The sequence below is a fragment of the Pontibacter ummariensis genome (assembly GCF_900188175.1).
GTDB classification, from domain to species: Bacteria; Bacteroidota; Bacteroidia; order Cytophagales; family Hymenobacteraceae; genus Pontibacter; species Pontibacter ummariensis.
Window position 1 is genome coordinate 62,114 of record NZ_FZOQ01000002.1, and the last position, 16,805, is coordinate 78,918.

A 16,805-nucleotide genomic window follows, 5' to 3' on the forward strand; every position below is an offset into this window, starting at 1 on the left:
TACCCAAATGGTACTTTTTTATCGCCGCCTCTGGCTGGCTCTGGCAGCAGGTGTTTGTTGCACGCTTAACTCGTGCCTTTTAGTAACAGAGGTTGTCCCCAACATTGCGGATGAGTTGAATCCCGCTCCGGCTCTGGTTACCTACACCCTTAAAAAAGGAGGGCACTATGCCGACTACAAGCCCATCCGCATCCTAAGTACTGCGCGCATGAAATTCCAGGTCACCTTCGACAGTACGGCCATCTATACGACCACGCTAAAAAAGAACCAGGGCGATATTAACAAGCTGTACGGCATGTCAGACTGCCGAACAGACCATCACACCAACAGCGCCCGTTTTGGCTGGAGATGGTACAAGGAGCAGCTAGAACTGCTTGCCTATACGTACAAGGACAAAGAGTTGTCTTATGAACTTATTGGGGCAGTACCGATCGGCGAACCGATTACCTGCGAACTGCGCATGGAGAAGCAACAGTATGTTTTCGAGGCCAATGGAAAAAGGATAACCATGCCAAGGGGGTGTTCCGGAGAGGCAGATGGGTTACAGCTCTACCCGTACTTCGGGGGGAATGAAGCAGCCCCGCATGACATCACCATAAAGATCCGGGAACTACTCTAAGCGAAACTGCCGAGTGGCGCTACTATAACGAACCAAGTTTGGTGTACAAGCGGTTTGGCTAAACGTAAAAAGCCTCTGAGCGTTAACTCAGAGGCTTTTTTTATTTATCAGACGTATGATCTTACATCATGCCGCCCATGCCACCCATGCCACCTGGCATAGCTGGAGCTGCTTTCTCTTCTTCTGGGTCCTCAGAAACAACGCACTCTGTCGTTAACAGCAGACCAGCGATAGAAGCGGCGTTCTCCAGGGCAAGGCGCGTTACCTTCGTTGGGTCGATGATACCGGCCGCGAAGAGGTTCTCATACTTGTCCTCACGGGCATTGTAACCAAAGTCACCTTTGCCTTCGCGAACAGCCTGTACCACGACAGAACCTTCACCACCAGCGTTGGCAATGATCGTTCTCAGTGGAGACTCTAGCGCAGACTTGATGATCTGTACGCCTGTTTTCTGATCAGCATTCGCTACCTCCAGGTTCTCAAGAGCCTCGATCGCACGAATCAGGGCAACACCACCACCGGCAACAATACCTTCTTCCACAGCAGCGCGTGTCGCGTGCAGGGCATCATCTACGCGGTCTTTCTTCTCTTTCATCTCTACTTCCGTAGAAGCACCGATGTATAGGATAGCCACACCACCGGAAAGCTTGGCCAAACGCTCCTGCAGTTTCTCTCTGTCGTAGTCAGAGGTGGTTGTTTCCATCTGCGCTTTGATCTGGTTCACGCGCGCTACGATGTCATCTTTCGTGCCAGCACCATTTACGATCGTGGTGTTGTCTTTGTCGATGATCACCTTCTCGGCCTGTCCTAAGTAGTCTAGTGTAGCGTTCTCCAGTTTGTAACCTCTTTCTTCAGAGATCACAGTACCGCCTGTCAGGATAGCGATATCCTCCAGCATGGCTTTTCTTCTGTCGCCGAAGCCTGGGGCTTTCACAGCAGCGATCTTCAGGGAGCCGCGCAGTTTGTTTACCACCAGGGTCGCCAGCGCCTCGCCATCTACATCTTCCGCCACAATGATTAGGCCTTTACCTGTCTGAACCACTTGCTCCAGTACTGGAAGCAGTTCTTTCATGGTAGAAACCTTCTTGTCGTAGATCAGGATATAAGGGTTGTCGAAGTCGGCTTCCATTTTCTCCGCGTTTGTCACGAAGTATGGAGACAGGTAACCGCGGTCGAACTGCATACCTTCCACAGTCTTCACCTCCGTTTCAGTACCTTTTGCCTCTTCTACGGTGATCACACCGTCTTTGCCAACCTTATCCATGGCATCGGCAATCATTTTACCGATCTCCGGGTCGTTGTTGGCAGAGATAGTACCTACCTGGGAGATCTCAGAAGAGTTCTCAATTTTCTTAGACTGGGTCTTCAGGTTAGCCACAACAGCGCCAACTGCCTTGTCGATACCGCGCTTCAGGTCCATTGGATTAGCACCGGCAGCTACGTTCTTGATACCGGCCGTGTAAATAGCCTGCGCCAGTACCGTAGCGGTAGTAGTACCGTCACCCGCCTGGTCAGCTGTTTTAGAGGCAACCTCTTTTACCAGCTGGGCACCCATGTTCTCGATTGGGTCTGTCAGGTCGATTTCTTTCGCTACTGATACACCGTCCTTCGTAATGGTAGGGGCACCGAATTTTTTATCAATGATTACGTTACGACCTTTCGGGCCGAGGGTAACTTTAACAGCATTTGCAAGTTTGTCAACACCTGTCTTGATCTTGTGACGTGCGTCGGCATCAAATGTGATGTTCTTAGCCATAGTTCTTATTCTTTTGGATTAAGTTTTACTTCTTGGGATTAAAGGATTGCCAGGATATCAGACTCGCGCATGATCAGGTAATCGTTACCTTCCACAGAGATCTCAGTACCGGCATACTTGCCATACAACACCTGGTCGCCCACTTGTACCTGTGGCTTCATCAGAGCGCCCTGCTCAGATAACTTGCCTTCGCCAATGGCTACTACCTCTCCGCGTTGAGGCTTTTCTTTAGCAGTGTCAGGGATGATGATACCAGACTTGGTTTTTTCTTCTGCTGCAGCAGGAGCTACAATTACTCTGTCTGCTAATGGTTTAATGCTGATTGACATAGTTTTTGTTATTAGGTTATATTGTTTTTAATGCGTTAATAACACCTCTGCACTATCATTTCCTGTGCCAAGTGCATTTTCCTGCCATTTTAAGCCAAAATTTCAGTCTTTAACGCCTTTTCACCTGTCAGGTTCGGGAAAATGTGGCAGATGAGGGAACTTTTTTCGCATCATCTGTCATGCCTGTCACTGACAAAAAACAAAAAAGCCGGTCACAGGGACCGGCTTTGCTATTGTAGCAGGAGGGAAGCTCCTTTTTATTCTGCGTCGTTTGCAGTATCGACCATCTCAGGGATGTCACCAGCATCCGGAATCGTCGCGTTCTCTTCCACAGCGCCTGGCAAAGCACCTGGTGCCGCAGGTAACTGCGACTGACGCGCACGCTCTTCGTTAATGCTTCTGATCTGACCTTCGCCAGCCGTATCCAGCATCATGTGTGTGCCAAGGGTCAGCACGACTAAGGTGATGGCAAAACCCCAGGTTAATTTCTCAAGAAGATCTCCTGTCCGCTTTACGCCCATTAACTGGCTGGTGCTACCGCCAAACTGGCTGGACAGGCCACCTCCCTTGGGATTCTGTGCAAGTACAACCAACACAAGCAGCACGCAAACAAAGATAATGATACTGATAAGGGCGATATACATGTTAATTCAGGTTTTGTAATTTTTCGATCTGTTCGGCAAAGTAACTCTTTTTTTCGGGATATTTCAAAATGAGTTGCTCATATATTTTAATGGCTTTCTTCTCCTTGCCTTGCTTTATAAAGATGTTGGCCAGGCTCTCGGAAGCGACCCCTTTCTTGATCTTTGTACTCTTCAGCGACAAATCCTCCTGCGGCTCCGGCTTCAACTTAATGTTGTTCATGGTCTTAAGCCGCGGGTTTAAGCGCAGAAACTGGTCGATGATGTTCAGCTGGTTATGCAGCGAAAGGGGAGCCTGCTCTACAGGCTTTTCCAGTTCATGGGTTTTACTGTACTCCAGGATCAACTCCGGATGGAAGCCCTGCGGTCGCTGCCGGGTTACTTCATCCTTTAACTGCAGGGATTCCCCCATGCGGCTGGAGGCCATCCAGTAGCCCAGCGAGTCCTCGGCATACATCCGGTCAATTTCGCCAAAGGCGTAATTGATTTCTGCCTCCTCGGGCGCCGTTACCTTTCCCTCACCTAAGTCAGCTGAACGCTCCGTTAGCCTTTCCTCCTCCAGGTCGTCCTGTTCCGCTGCAGGGGCAGAAGGGGAGTACTCCTCTATATAGGCGTAAGAAGCTTGTACGAATGCCCGGCTTTCCTCTTCTATCAACTGCGCCAGCGTATCTTCTGAACCCTCTTGCCTTGCCCTTAGTTCATCTGCTGCCAGCTGTAACGTTTCATCCGCCAAGTCCGCTGCGGCAGGCCTTGTTTCTTCTGTTTCTTCCTCATCCGCACGCTGCGCCAACAGGTCGGTAAAGGAGGGGCTGAGGCTGTTAATTGTCAGGAGCAAGGCCAGTTCTGAATTCAGCTTTTCCATGGGCTGCTCCAGAATATCCTCTGTGGCGGCAAACTCTTCTAAGCTCTCATCCACAAAAAGTGCTTCATCTTCTTCCGCCTCTTCCGCTGTTTCTTGCTCGTAGCGCAAGGCTGTTTCAGGGATAGCTGTGGGCGCTTCCTCTTCCAGGACCTCCTCTTCATCAGGAACCACTTCAGCTGCTTCCGCATGAAAAGTTACGTTTTCTTCCTGCTCTTCCTCCTCTACAAAGACAAGCGTGTCTTCCTGTACTGGTATGACTGCTTCTTCCGCAGGCTGAACTTCCTCAATGGCCTGCTCGTCAAAAACAGGCTCCGGTGCTGGGGCGGTATAAATAATGCGCTTGAGCAGCTGACGATTGGTGGCATAGGCAGAGGCCCGCCGTAAGCGTTGCGTGGAGAGCATACTCCCTTTGTCGTAGGCCGACTTCGCTAAAAGCAGGTGTGCTGTCTGACAATAGGGGAAAGTAGCGGCCACCTTCTCCAGTTCTTCTGTTTGCTGGTCCGAGATGTTCGATACTTGCTGTATCAGTTTCAGGAAAGCTGATTTATTCATGCTAGCTTGGCTAATTGTTACAGCTGTTGGCTACCAGTCTGCCACGGTTTTATTGAACACGTCCGCAACAAGGCGTTCTGTCAGCTGCTCTATCTGTGCCGTGGACAACTGCGTGATGTCCAGGTCCTGCGGAAAATCCTGGGAGATAGAGAAGAGCCTGTCGAAGTCCTTTTCCGGCTGCTTGGCATTAGCAAAACGGATCTGCACGCCCAGTGTCAGGCGGTTCAGGCCGGCAATGTCTTGCTGCCCCTCGCGCTGTATTGCGGCAGGGGTATAGGTAAAGCTAACAATCTGCCCCTCTAATTGCAAGTCTCCTTCTCCCTGCGCCAGGATCAGGTTCGTGTTGCGGCGGTAGTACTCCTTAAAGTTATTTGTCACGATCAGCGACAGGTTAGAGGGGCCCTCACCGGTGCTGTTCTCGAACGTCTGGATGGTGATGCTCTTGATATCCGGGGATATGGTAGTACCTGTAAAAGAATAAATGCCACAGCTATTGCAGACTAGCAGCAGTAGCACCAAGGCAACGTTTAATAAGAGGGTTCTAGTCTTCAATGTCATACTGCTTTAACTTGCGGTACAGGGTACGCTCAGAGATGCCCAGGTCCTGCGCCGCGTACTTCCGTTTGTTATGATGCTTTTTCAGTGCCTTCAGGATAAGTTCCCGCTCTTTGTCTTCGAGCGAAAGGCTTTCTTCCTCTGTCTCGTGCGAGATGTCCTCTACCTTATGCTCCTCGTAGTCTCTTGCCGGAGTCTGTTTGATCGGTAAGTAATAAGGCTCCTTGTGTACCGGCTCCTGCTGATAGCTGCGCCCGTTAAACTGCTCGATATTTTCAAACAGGTGGCCGTGCTCTTTCAGCAGCTCTTCGTCGTTTGGTTGATGTGCCAGCATATCAAAGACAAGCTTCTTAAGCTCGGAGACATCCCGGCGCATGTCGAACAGTACCTTATACAGCAAATCCCGCTCCGAAAAAGACTGGTCGCCTCCCTGCTCCCTTGCCAGTACGGCAGGAAGGCTGCTAACCTGATCATGCGGCAGGTAAGCGCGCAATTTAGGGGCATCTACCTCCCGGTCATACTCCAGCACCGATATCTGTTCTACAATGTTCTTTAGCTGGCGTATGTTCCCCGGAAAGCGGAAATTAAGCAATTCCTGCACGGCATCTGGGGTTAAAGTGATAGGGGCTACCTTATACTTTTCAGAGAAATCAGAGGCAAACTTTCTGAACAGCAGGTGAATATCTTCCCCACGTTCACGTAGTGGTGGAACCGTGATGGGCACGGTGTTGAGGCGGTAGTACAGGTCCTCGCGGAACAGGCCTTTTTCCACAGCACTGATCAGGTTCACATTCGTGGCGGCAACCACACGCACGTCGGTCTTCTGTACCTTAGAGGAGCCCACTTTGATGAACTCTCCGTTCTCCAACACGCGCAACAGGCGTGCCTGCGTACCCAGTGGCATTTCCCCGATCTCATCCAGGAAAATAGTGCCCCCGTCTGTTACCTCAAAATAACCTTTGCGTGCTTCCTGCGCACCCGTAAAGGAGCCTTTTTCGTGGCCGAACAATTCGGAGTCTATGGTGCCTTCCGGTATAGCGCCACAGTTAATGGCGATAAACTGCCCATGCTTGCGCGGGCTAAGCTGGTGAATGATCTTTGAGAAGGATTCTTTTCCGCTACCACTCTCACCGGTGATCAGCACCGTCATGTCTGTAGGAGCCACCTGCACGGCTACCTGTATGGCATGGTTTAGCAAAGGAGAGTTTCCAATAATACCAAACCGTTGTTTTATGCTTTGTATATCGATGTTGCGCATTTCTTGATTTGTAAATTTGAAGATGTGCAGATTTGAAAATGAATTTGAAAACGTTCTGTTGAGTACAATTTTCAAATCTTCAAATTTTCTAATCTCCAAATCTAGCCTACCGCTTCCCCGAAGAGGGTCCCCACGCTGCAATCGTGCACAAACACGTTTACATAGTCCCCTTTCTTATAATGCTTTTTGTCGAAGATGACCACTTTGTTCTGGTCGTTGCGGCCACTCAATTGCTCATCAGACTTTTTAGAGAAGCCCTCCACCAACACGCGGTGCACTTTCCCGACATCGCGCTTGTTGCGGTTCAGGGATGTTTCCCGCTGCTTCTCGATGATCTCTGCCAAACGGCGCTTCTTTACTTCCAGCGGAATGTCATCCTCCAGCTTACGGGCCGCCAAAGTGCCAGGGCGCTCAGAGTAAAAGAACATGTAGGAATAGTCGTACTGCACGTAGTCCATCAACGAAAGCGTGTCCTGGTGTTCTTCCTCGGTTTCAGTGCAGAAACCGGCGATCATATCCGAAGAGATACCGCAGTCTTCGCCCAGGATAGCGCGGATCGCGTCTACCCGGTTCAGGTACCACTCACGGTCGTAGGTACGGTTCATGAGTTCCAGCACGCGTGAGTTGCCACTCTGCGCTGGCAGGTGAATGTATTTACAGATGTTGTCGTACTTCTTCATGGTGTGCAACACTTCGTCTGTAATGTCTTTCGGGTGAGAAGTAGAGAAGCGCACACGCAGATCCGGACTTACCAGGGCTACTTTCTCCAGTAGCTGGGCAAAGTTGACGCTCTCTGTTCCATCTTCGGACGCCCACTTATAAGAGTCCACGTTCTGACCAAGCAGCGTAACCTCTTTGTAGCCGTTCTCTACGAGTTGCTGTGCCTCGCGCACGATGGAATAGGCATCCCGGCTGCGCTCCCGGCCCCGGGTAAACGGCACCACGCAGAAAGAACACATGTTATCACAGCCACGCATGATGGAGATAAAGGCGCTGACGCCATTGCTGTTCAGGCGGATGGGGTTGATGTCTGCATAGGTTTCCTCGCGCGAAAGCAACACATTCACGGCTTTCTGGCCGCCGTCTACCTCATTGATCAAATTCGGCAGGTCGCGGTAGGCATCCGGGCCTACGACCAGGTCCACAATCTTTTCTTCTTCCAGCAGTGACTTTTTCAGGCGCTCCGCCATACACCCCAGGATGCCTATCATCATCTCGGGCTTCTTTTTCTTGTAATAGTTGATCTGGCCCAGGCGGTTACGCACCGTCTGCTCGGCTTTCTCCCGAATGGAGCAGGTATTGAGAAACACCAGGTCTGCCTGCTCGATGTTGGAAGTGGTATCGAAGCCCTGCTCAAACATGATGGACGACACAATCTCACTGTCAGAGAAGTTCATCTGGCAGCCGTAGCTTTCTATATATAATTTCCGCGCCTTTCCTGTGTTGGTTTCTTCACTAACCTTCGTTTCGCAGGCAGCGGCCTGCTCAGGTGTGCGGTTGTCGATAAAATCTAAATCTACTATTGGATCCATATTTTTACTGTTACAGCTACAAATATACTATAATGTTCTCAAAGGTGTGACAGAATGGCAGACGCAATTAAAGAATTATGGTCGATGAGTAAAAACCGCCAAAACAGGCAAACGACAAGAGGCTTATCCCTAAGCTTTTAAAAAAGGTGCTTCAGCCAACCTACCCCTGAAAGACACCGCTACCAAGCCTGGTTCAGTACTTTCAGCATGGCCTGCGCCTTCAGCAAACACTCTTCGTACTCCTTTTCGGGATCCGCATCATAGGTAATGGCGCTGCCTACCATAAATGACAGGTAGCCCTCACTGGCATTGTACTGAATGCTCCGTATCACCACATTAAAGTCGCAGTCGCCATTAGGCTTTATGTAGCCGATGGTGCCGGAGTAGAGGCCTCGTTTCGTAGACTCCAGTTCTTCAATAAGCTGCATCGCGCTGATCTTGGGTGCCCCCGTCATGCTGCCCATGGGGAAAGCCCCCTGCAAGGCGTCCACCAGGTCCATCTCCGGCCGTAGCTTACCGCTTATGGTAGAGATCATTTGCCACACTTGCCTAAAGCCATAGATTCCGAACATTTCCTCGACCTGCACGGTTCCGATGGCACAGGAACGACTGAGATCGTTGCGCACCAGGTCCACGATCATCATGTTCTCGGCCAGTTCCTTTTCATCATGCCGCAGCTGTTGGCGTAGCCGTTCATCTTCTTCCGGCGTTACCCCCCGTCGGATGGTTCCCTTGATAGGCTGTGAGATTAGCTTGTTCCCTTCCTTTTTCAGGAAACGCTCTGGCGATGCGCACAGCAAGTATTTGTCGTGCAGCTTAAAGTAACCGGAAAAAGGAGTAGGGGAAGCTTGGTGCAGGGCCAGGTAGAGCGGGAGAGGCGCCACTTGTACATTGTCCGCATAAAACTCAATACAGTAGTTTAACTCATACACGTCTCCTTCCCGGATCCGCTTCCGCATCTGCGCTACGTCATGCAGGTACTTTTCTTTGGAAACGCGTTGCCTGATCTGTACTTTTTTAGGACTAGCTGGCTGTGGCGTCGGAACAGCTAGTATGGCCGCCAAAGCGTCTTTCGCGTGAGCAGCAGGCGTACAGATGCTTATGCTATTCTCTTTAAAGTAAAAGAAGACTTCTGGCGAAAAGAAATGAACAGAAGGGAAGCCCAACTTATCCGGGTGCTGACTACTTAACCGCTCAACTTGGTTCTTCAGATCATAGGTTAAAAACCCACACAGCAAGCCCTGCCTCTGCTGTAGCAGGTGCCGTAGACTATCAAAAGCATGGGCTTCATCTAAGGGAATGCTGCCGGAAGAAACGGCGAGCAAATGCGCAAAGCCACCGTGCGGGTAAGTTGCGTGCCCCGGGCTATAGTAGGCTACATGAGGGTACTGGTTTGCCCAGGCCAGCGCCTTTAACCGGAACTCATCCAATGGGATGGGCAGCTCTTTAGCCGTGATGGTATGCGTAAACATGTTATGCAAAAGATATGGTGCAGCGCACCTGTGTCTCTTCTCTACGTTTTGTTAAAGGAGGAACCTGTTGCGCAGGCCTGCCTTGGGGCAATAAAAAAAGGATGGGCGAAGCCATCCTTTTTTCTGTATCCATAAAGATTCTTTAGCTACTCTGCGAGCTTAGTAAACGCGCTGCTCTACACCAGCCAAAATACGACCGCAGTGCTCGCACACGATCACCTTTTTCTGGGCGGCAATGTCTGCTTGGCGCTGCGGAGGAACTGTGTTGAAGCAGCCACCACAGGCATCGCGCTTCACGGTTACAACAGCCAGGCCATTGCGTACGTTTCTGCGGATACGGGTATAGGCACTTAACAGACGCTCCTCAATATCCTGTGCTGCGCTTTCTCTTTCCTGCTCCAGACCCTTTTCTTCGCCTTCGCTTTCAGAAACGATCTGCTCTAGTTCTTTCTTCTTATTGTCAAGGTCCTTGCGGCGCTCTTCCAGGCGGTTCTTGGTGCCTTCGATCTCGTTGATCTTCTGCTCAATCTGGTAGTGTGCCTCCTTGATCTTCTTCTCGCTGATCTGGATCTCCAGTTTCTGCAGTTCTATTTCTTTGGTGATGGCATCGTATTCGCGGTTGTTGCGAACATTCTGCTGCTGCTCTTCATATTTGCGAATCAGGCCTTCAGCGTCTTTGATGGCCTGCTTGCGCTGTGCAATGCTCTCATTCAGTCCGGCAACCTCATCATCAAACTTACGAACCCTTACCTCATAGCCTTCAATCTCATCCTCAAGGTCACGAACCTCTTCAGGGAGGTCTCCTCTAACTCTTCTAATTTCATCAAGTTGTGAATCGATGCTCTGAAGCCTCATAAGAGCTTCCAGTTTGCTGGCTACAGTACTTTCCATGTATTAAAAAGTGTATCTGACAGGGTTTGTGTTTACTTCTGATATTAAGACTGCAAAATTAGTAAAGTTTTTCGAAATTGTGGCATAAAAAATTTCCTTTGTAAACACCTCACTCTCATAGTGCCCGATGTCCGCGATCATCAGTTGCCCCTCTGCGTCGAAAAACTCATGGTACTTCACATCGCCGGTAACCAACGCATCGGCCCCTTGCCGGATGGCATCCTTGATGAGGAAGCTTCCGGCTCCCCCGCACACGGCCACCCGTTTTACGGTTTTGTTTCCTATGGTCGTGTAGCGTAGCCCTTTGAGCTGCATTTTCTCTTTCAGGTAAGCCAGAAAAGCCTCCTCAGCGAGCGGTTCCTCCAGTTCGCCCAGCATCCCAATGCCTACTTCCTGGTTCTTGTTTTCCAGGTTATACAAATAGTGCGCGACCTCCTCGTAGGGGTGTGCTTCTTGTAGAGCCGCCATCACTTTGCCTTGCAGGTAAGCCGGAAAGAGGACCTCGACGCGGTTTTCCCGCACTTGCTCTGGCTTCCCGGCTTCCCCAATCGTCGGCTTCGCCTGAGCAGAGGGCTTGAATTTGCCGGTCCCCTCTACGGCAAAGCTACAGTTGCTGTACTCCCCGATGTTACCCGCTCCAGCCTTGTGCAGGGCCTGCAGGACTTCCTCCGTATTTTCCACGGGCACAAAGAAGACGAGCTGCATCAGGGTCTGGGGTTTGTTTACCAGAATCCGCTGGTTCTGTAAAGCAAGTTTGTCTGCGATCTTAGTATTTACACCATGCAGCACATTGTCTAAATTGGTGTGGCTGGCGTAGATAGCAATATGATGCTGTATCGCCTTTATGATCGTGCGCTCTACATAGTTACGTCCTGTCAGCTGTTTTAAGCCTTTAAATATGACGGGATGGTGGGCTACGACCAGGTTACAACCTTTCGCTACTGCTTCGTCGATTACATCTTCCGTACAGTCCAGCGTTACGAGCACCCCTGTTACCGCTGCTTCGGCGTCACCGGTCTGTAGGCCGGCATTGTCGTAGCTTTCCTGGTAGCGGAGCGGCGCCAGGCGTTCCAGCGCCTGGACGATGTCCTTTATTTTTGTCATTTGTCTCTTTCGTTTCGGTTTTAGCGGCTGCCTTTAAAATTACTCTTAAATTTGCCAGAGCAACAAGCCCATGGTTAAATATCTGCAAAAGCTGCTTTGGCCCTTCTCCCTGCTATACGGAGGAGTAACTACTGCCCGTAATTTTCTTTACGATAAAGGAATTGCCTCCTCTCAGCAGTTTGAGCTTCCCGTTCTTGCTGTAGGGAACCTCACGGTAGGGGGCACTGGCAAAACACCGCACGTCGAGTACCTGTTGCGGCTGCTTCGCTCTTACAGGCTTGCTACGCTGAGCAGAGGCTATAAGCGTAAGAGTAAAGGTTTTATACTGGCTGATGAGCGGAGCACCGCAAGCTTGCTCGGCGACGAGCCCTTTCAGTACCACCGCGATTTTCCGGGGGTAGCGGTGGCCGTAGCCGAAAGCCGGGTAGAGGGAATTCAACAGATACGGCAACGGGTACCGGGCGTAGAGGTGGTCGTGCTGGATGACGCCATGCAGCACCGCCCGGTTAAGCCTTCGCTACTCCTGATGCTAACCGACTTTAACAGACCTTTTTACGAAGACCTCGTGTTGCCTGCCGGCCTATTACGCGAAACAAGGCAGGGGGCCTCGCGGGCCGACCTGGTCATCGTCACAAAGTGCCCGCCTGCTTTAGGGCAAGACCAGCAGGAAAAAATAAGCAAGCGCGTCAAGACCTATTCCAAGCCTGGCACGCCTGTTTTCTTTTCTGCCTTCGCCTATGGTGCTCCTGTAAGCTTTGGTGCTGAAGCACAGCTAAGCAAGCGCATTGTACTGGTTACCGGCATTGCGAATGCCAGTTCTTTGTTCCAGTACCTGCATTCTCAAGGGTATGACATCCTGCAGCACCTTGCTTTTCCGGATCATCACGACTATAGCCAGGAAGACTTGCTGCAGTTAATGCAACTGTTAACTACTTCCCGCTTTTCGGGGGCCGCCCTGATGACGACACGAAAGGACGCGGTGAAACTGGCCGGCGAGGCGCTAAAGGACCTGACGCAGGAACTCCCTTTTTTCTACGTTCCAATTGAAGTGCAACTTCTGTCCGGGCAGCATGCCTTTGACGAGCTGATCCTCCAACATGTCCGGTCTTTTTATAAGAAAGGACCCTCCGCTACCGTTTAAAAGTAGTCCTATCCGAAATAATATATTATTCACTAATTTTGGCGTGTGAAAAGAAAGACATACACCTATATACTTCTAGTATTTGGTTTGCTGTTAGTAGGGCAACACTCCTTTGCTCAGATCATTGACGACTCCACCAAGCTGTTTTATAACCCGAAAACAACCCTTCAACTGTTCGAGATGGACGTATTGGAGGGGCGCTACAAGGAAATCCCCATTGATACCACACTGAACAACTACCATAACGAGCGTTTCTGGTACAACGACACTTCTTTTTACCAGCACCTGGGGAACATCGGCACAGCTGCACAGCCCCTGCTGTTTGAGATGCCTTATAAAATAGGGGTGAGGCTGGGCAAGAACGTGTTCGACCGTTATGCCTATGATCCTTACCGGGTGAATTATTTTAATACGCGCTCGCCCTACACCCACTTGTATTACATACAGGGAGGAAGGGGTGAGCAAGTGTTTGAGGCACTCCATACCCGGAACATTACCCCCCGCCTGAACGTGGGCGTGGCCTATCAGATTATATCTGCCGAGCAACAAATTGGGGCCGGCGCCACCACCCGCAGGCAAAACGGATTGCTCAATAACAAGGCTGTAAAGCTCTTTTCGCATTACCGCTCAAAGAACGACAAATACGACCTGTTCGCCAACTACAGCTACATGAAAGTGGAGCAGATAGAAACAGGGGGGATACGTCCGGGTGTAAACGACACCCTTCCCGAACTGCTGTTCCGCTATGAGGGGGAAGACGTCTGGTTATCACAGGCAGTTAACCGCGAGGCCCGCCATAGTTTTCACGCCTTGCAGATCTATAAGTTGGCCAAAGAAGACCTGAAAGTGTATCATGCCCTGGATTGGCGCAGACAAAACAACGAGTACGTGGATGACGCCCTGCCTTGGGCAACTCCGGGCACTGACGCCACTTACCAAAGGCTGTTGTTTTACCCCCAGGCACTCTTTAGCAGGACCAGGACAAGTGACGTTACAACCTACAACGAAATAGAGAACACCTGGGGCATGACAGGCAATAACAAGTTGTCGTCTTACAGGGCCTATGTGAGGCTCCGCAATGCCAGCATGGACTATGGCGTGCTACAGCAGGTAAGGCAGGACTCAGCCGTGTTCCAGAACTTACGCGTGGATGAGGCATACAACCAGGTATTTGTGGGAGGCAAGATCCGCCTGTTTTACAAGAACCTGGCAGAACTCATAGGGGAAGGGGAATACCAACTGGCAGGCGACTACAGGGTAGTTGGTACTGCCCGCATCGGTGGTGCTTATGCGAACCTGGCACGGGTGCTCCGCTCTCCCTCCCTGGTCGAGCGCTTTATGCTGAGCAACCACTTTATCTGGGACAATGACTTTGATAACTCCGTAACAGACCGTATCGGCGCGGGTTATGTGGGTAAGATAGGCGAGCGACAGTTTCTCCGGCTGAATGGCTACTACACCAACATCAAGCGGTACATTTATTTTGGAGAGGAGTTTCAGCCCTACCAGCTAAGTGGCAACCAACGGTTTTGGGGGGCGAACCTGCAGCACCACATTCGTTTTGGCGCCCTGCACTTCGAGAACTTTGCCGCCTATACCAACACCGAGGAAGCCGATAAGGTACGGATACCGGAGTGGTTGCTGGAGTCCAAGCTCTACGTAGAGACAAGTATCTTTAAAGACGCGCTTTTCAGCCAGCTGGGGATGCAGCTAACAATGGCAAGCCGCTACTATGCCGATGGGTACATGCCGGTTACGCAGCAATTCTTCGTACAGGACGCGTTCCCGGTACAGGGTTACCCGGTGTTTGATGTGTTCCTGAATGGCGATATCAAGTCTGTGAACTTCTTTTTAAAAATGAGCCACGTTAACTACGACCTGCAAGAGCCGGTGTACTTTGTAACACCGTACTACCCGGGCATGCGCCGAAGCTTTACCTTTGGCCTGAAGTGGTTCTTCTTTGACTAACGGAGCTTTGTAAGCTTTTGTAGAGCTACATCTTTAACTGTAACCAAACCACCATGTCTACGACGCAACCTACCAAAACCATTCTGCGCCTGGAGCTGCCCACCGATCCACGCTGGGTGAACATTGCCGAGAAGAACATAGAAGATATTCTCGTTGACCATGCCTACTGCGAACAAAAAGCGGCAACCTCAGGAATTTCCTTAATTGTGAAGTATCCGGACAAAACCCGGCTGGTAGAGGAGATGACAGACCTGGTAGCCGAGGAGTGGAGTCACTTTGAGCGGGTATTGGCAGAATTAAAGAAGCGGGGCTACAGCCTGGGCCGTAACAGACCGGATGAGTATGTGGTACAGCTAACCAAGCACATCCGCAAAGGAGACAAGCGGGAACGTCAACTCATGGACCACCTCTTGGTAAACGCCCTGATTGAGGCCCGCAGCTGCGAGCGCTTTAAATTACTCTGGAAAAACATACAGGACGAAGGACTCCAGAAGTTTTACTACGAGCTCATGGTTTCTGAGGCGGGGCATTACGTGAGTTTCGTAAAGCTGGCCAAAGAGTACATGCCCGTAGAAGAAGTGGATGCCCGCTTAAAAGAGCTGCTCGCCATAGAAGCAGAAATTATCCGGAACCTGGAGCCACGCCCGGACAGAATGCATTAAGTAGATCTGGAAACTTGAAGATGGTGTAGTTGGAAAGCTATAAAGCTAAAAGAAAGCTCCTCGGTGCTAGTCACCGAGGAGCTTTCTTTTTTTATTTAGTGTCTTGGTCATCTTAAAATTTCCAGATCCCCACATCTACAGGACTTATCAGGTTTTCTGCTTTTTCTTTTTGGCTGCCGGGAACAAGATGTTGTTTAAGATCAACCGGTAGCCCGGCGAGTTGGGGTGCATTGCCAGATCCGTAGGGTCTTCGCCAACCAGGTGCTGGTAGTCCTCCGGGTCATGGCCGCTGTAAAAGGTCCAGGTGCCCCGGGCATAGGTGCCGTGCATGTAGCGTATTTCGCCCAGCTCCTTGTTTTCCCCCATCACGATCACCTCCGGCTTCACCAGTTGCTTCCGAAAGGCTGTTGTCTGGCCCATGAACCCTTTGATGGTTTTTGCATGGTTCTGTGTGAGCATAGTAGGGATCGGGTCCCACTTGGCAGAGAAGGTAAACAACTGGAAATAGTCGTTGGCTTCGGTGACAGGGCGCTCCTGCGGCTGTACGTCAATGTTGGAGTACTCATACTCCAGGGGGTTGCGGGAGATCTTAAAATCCTGAAAGGCAAAAGTCTTGCCGTAGTCCAGTTTCTCCTGTGCTGTAGGGTCGGCCGCATCGCCATCAAACATGGCCTCTATCATATCCACCCCTTCACCGGCCAGGGCAATGTCATAGGTATCGGTGGCGGAGCACATGGCAAAAAGGAAGCCACCACCTGCGGTAAACTCCTTGATCTTGTTTACCACCGCCAGCTTTAGCTGCGACACCTTGTCAAAGCCATACTTTGCGGCAGACTCCTCGGCTTCTGCTTGTTGCTCCTGGTACCAGGGATAGTGTCGGTAACTGGCATAGAACTTACCGTACTGGCCGGTAAAGTCCTCGTGGTGCAGGTGCAGCCAGTCATACTTCGGCAGCTCACCGTTCATGATCTCCTCGTCATAGATCACATCATAGGGGATCTCGGCATAGGTCAGCACGAGAGTAACCGCATCATCCCAGGGCATTTTGGACTTTGGGGAGTAAACGGCCACTTTCGGCACCTTCTCCAGCTTCATCACATCCATGTTTGCCTCAGGTTGGCTGATCTCGCTCAGGATACTGTTGTACTGGGCGTCCGAGATAACCTTGTAGCTGATGCCCCGCACGATCAGTTCATTCTCCAGTTGCGGGGCGTGCTGAAAGGCAAAGCTCCCCCCACGGTAATTCAGGAGCCAGTCTACCGGCACGTTCTTCCCCAGTACCCAATAGGCGGCACCGTAAGACTTCAGGTGGTTTTTCTGCGCCTCATCCATCGGAACCAGAACCGTACTGGCCATAACCCTTAGTTGTATCAGCAGGAAGCAAAGAAAGAGAGCAGTCGTACGAAAAAACATGGGGTTCGTCTTTAGAATAGGTTGAATAGTATAAAGTTGGTTCTTTTCTC

At 50.8% G+C, this 16,805-nt stretch carries 15 protein-coding genes; 4 read left to right on the top strand and 11 right to left on the bottom strand.

From position 1 onward, the window contains the following. The first annotated feature begins 7 nt into the window (after positions 1–7). On the top strand, positions 8–619 hold the full coding sequence (locus tag CHB92_RS02280) for a hypothetical protein (protein ID WP_089317555.1): 612 nt from the start codon (positions 8–10) through the stop codon (positions 617–619). 121 nt (positions 620–740) lie between these two features. On the opposite strand, the gene groL is transcribed toward CHB92_RS02280, so the two are convergent. The 10 genes from groL to CHB92_RS02330 form a co-directional block, all read right to left on the bottom strand. Continuing rightward, entirely contained in the window at positions 741–2,375 is a 1,635-nt protein-coding gene (gene groL / locus CHB92_RS02285; protein ID WP_089317556.1) for a chaperonin GroEL, read from the bottom strand. A gap of 38 nt (positions 2,376–2,413) precedes the next feature. Next, positions 2,414–2,704 carry a co-chaperone GroES gene (gene groES, locus CHB92_RS02290; RefSeq protein ID WP_218824223.1) on the bottom strand — a complete coding sequence of 97 codons (291 nt, stop codon included), beginning with the start codon at positions 2,702–2,704 and terminating at the stop codon, positions 2,414–2,416. A 257-nt stretch (positions 2,705–2,961) separates the two neighbouring features. Further along, a complete protein-coding gene (gene secG / locus CHB92_RS02295; protein WP_089317557.1) occupies positions 2,962–3,348 on the bottom strand; it encodes a preprotein translocase subunit SecG in 387 nt (128 codons plus the stop codon). Between the two features lies 1 nt (position 3,349). Further along, positions 3,350–4,759, bottom strand: coding sequence for a hypothetical protein (locus CHB92_RS02300; RefSeq protein ID WP_089317558.1), 1,410 nt, complete (start codon positions 4,757–4,759; stop codon positions 3,350–3,352). 30 nt (positions 4,760–4,789) lie between these two features. Then, positions 4,790–5,317 carry an LPS assembly lipoprotein LptE gene (gene lptE / locus CHB92_RS02305; RefSeq protein WP_089317559.1) on the bottom strand — a complete coding sequence of 176 codons (528 nt, stop codon included), beginning with the start codon at positions 5,315–5,317 and terminating at the stop codon, positions 4,790–4,792. Next, entirely contained in the window at positions 5,301–6,572 is a 1,272-nt protein-coding gene (locus CHB92_RS02310; RefSeq protein ID WP_089317560.1) for a sigma-54 interaction domain-containing protein, read from the bottom strand. The genes lptE and CHB92_RS02310 overlap by 17 nt, the downstream gene beginning before the upstream one ends. A gap of 101 nt (positions 6,573–6,673) precedes the next feature. Then, entirely contained in the window at positions 6,674–8,104 is a 1,431-nt protein-coding gene (miaB, locus tag CHB92_RS02315; protein ID WP_089317561.1) for a tRNA (N6-isopentenyl adenosine(37)-C2)-methylthiotransferase MiaB, read from the bottom strand. 179 nt (positions 8,105–8,283) lie between these two features. Beyond that, positions 8,284–9,576: an anthranilate synthase component I family protein gene (locus tag CHB92_RS02320; protein WP_089317562.1), complete on the bottom strand. Its 1,293-nt coding sequence runs from the start codon at positions 9,574–9,576 to the stop codon at positions 8,284–8,286. 159 nt (positions 9,577–9,735) lie between these two features. Next, positions 9,736–10,467 carry a zinc ribbon domain-containing protein gene (locus tag CHB92_RS02325; protein ID WP_089317563.1) on the bottom strand — a complete coding sequence of 244 codons (732 nt, stop codon included), beginning with the start codon at positions 10,465–10,467 and terminating at the stop codon, positions 9,736–9,738. Between the two features lie 3 nt (positions 10,468–10,470). Continuing rightward, complete coding sequence (locus CHB92_RS02330; protein ID WP_089317564.1) at positions 10,471–11,571, bottom strand: Nif3-like dinuclear metal center hexameric protein; 1,101 nt, start codon at positions 11,569–11,571, stop codon at positions 10,471–10,473. A 70-nt stretch (positions 11,572–11,641) separates the two neighbouring features. Between CHB92_RS02330 and lpxK the strand changes: the two genes are divergently transcribed. Genes lpxK through miaE form a run of 3 tightly spaced genes read left to right on the top strand, consistent with a single transcriptional unit; the run spans position 11,642 to position 15,342 of the window. Continuing rightward, positions 11,642–12,712, top strand: a complete 1,071-nt coding sequence (gene lpxK / locus CHB92_RS02335; protein WP_089317565.1) for a tetraacyldisaccharide 4'-kinase — start codon at positions 11,642–11,644, stop codon at positions 12,710–12,712. A gap of 45 nt (positions 12,713–12,757) precedes the next feature. Continuing rightward, a complete protein-coding gene (locus CHB92_RS02340) occupies positions 12,758–14,680 on the top strand; it encodes a putative porin (RefSeq protein ID WP_144266259.1) in 1,923 nt (640 codons plus the stop codon). A 53-nt stretch (positions 14,681–14,733) separates the two neighbouring features. Beyond that, positions 14,734–15,342, top strand: coding sequence for a tRNA-(ms[2]io[6]A)-hydroxylase (gene miaE / locus CHB92_RS02345; protein ID WP_089317567.1), 609 nt, complete (start codon positions 14,734–14,736; stop codon positions 15,340–15,342). A 147-nt stretch (positions 15,343–15,489) separates the two neighbouring features. Here the strand turns inward: miaE and CHB92_RS02350 are convergent, their stop codons facing one another. Next, positions 15,490–16,698, bottom strand: a complete 1,209-nt coding sequence (locus CHB92_RS02350) for an asparagine synthetase B (RefSeq protein ID WP_218824224.1) — start codon at positions 16,696–16,698, stop codon at positions 15,490–15,492. Positions 16,699–16,805 lie beyond the last annotated feature (107 nt).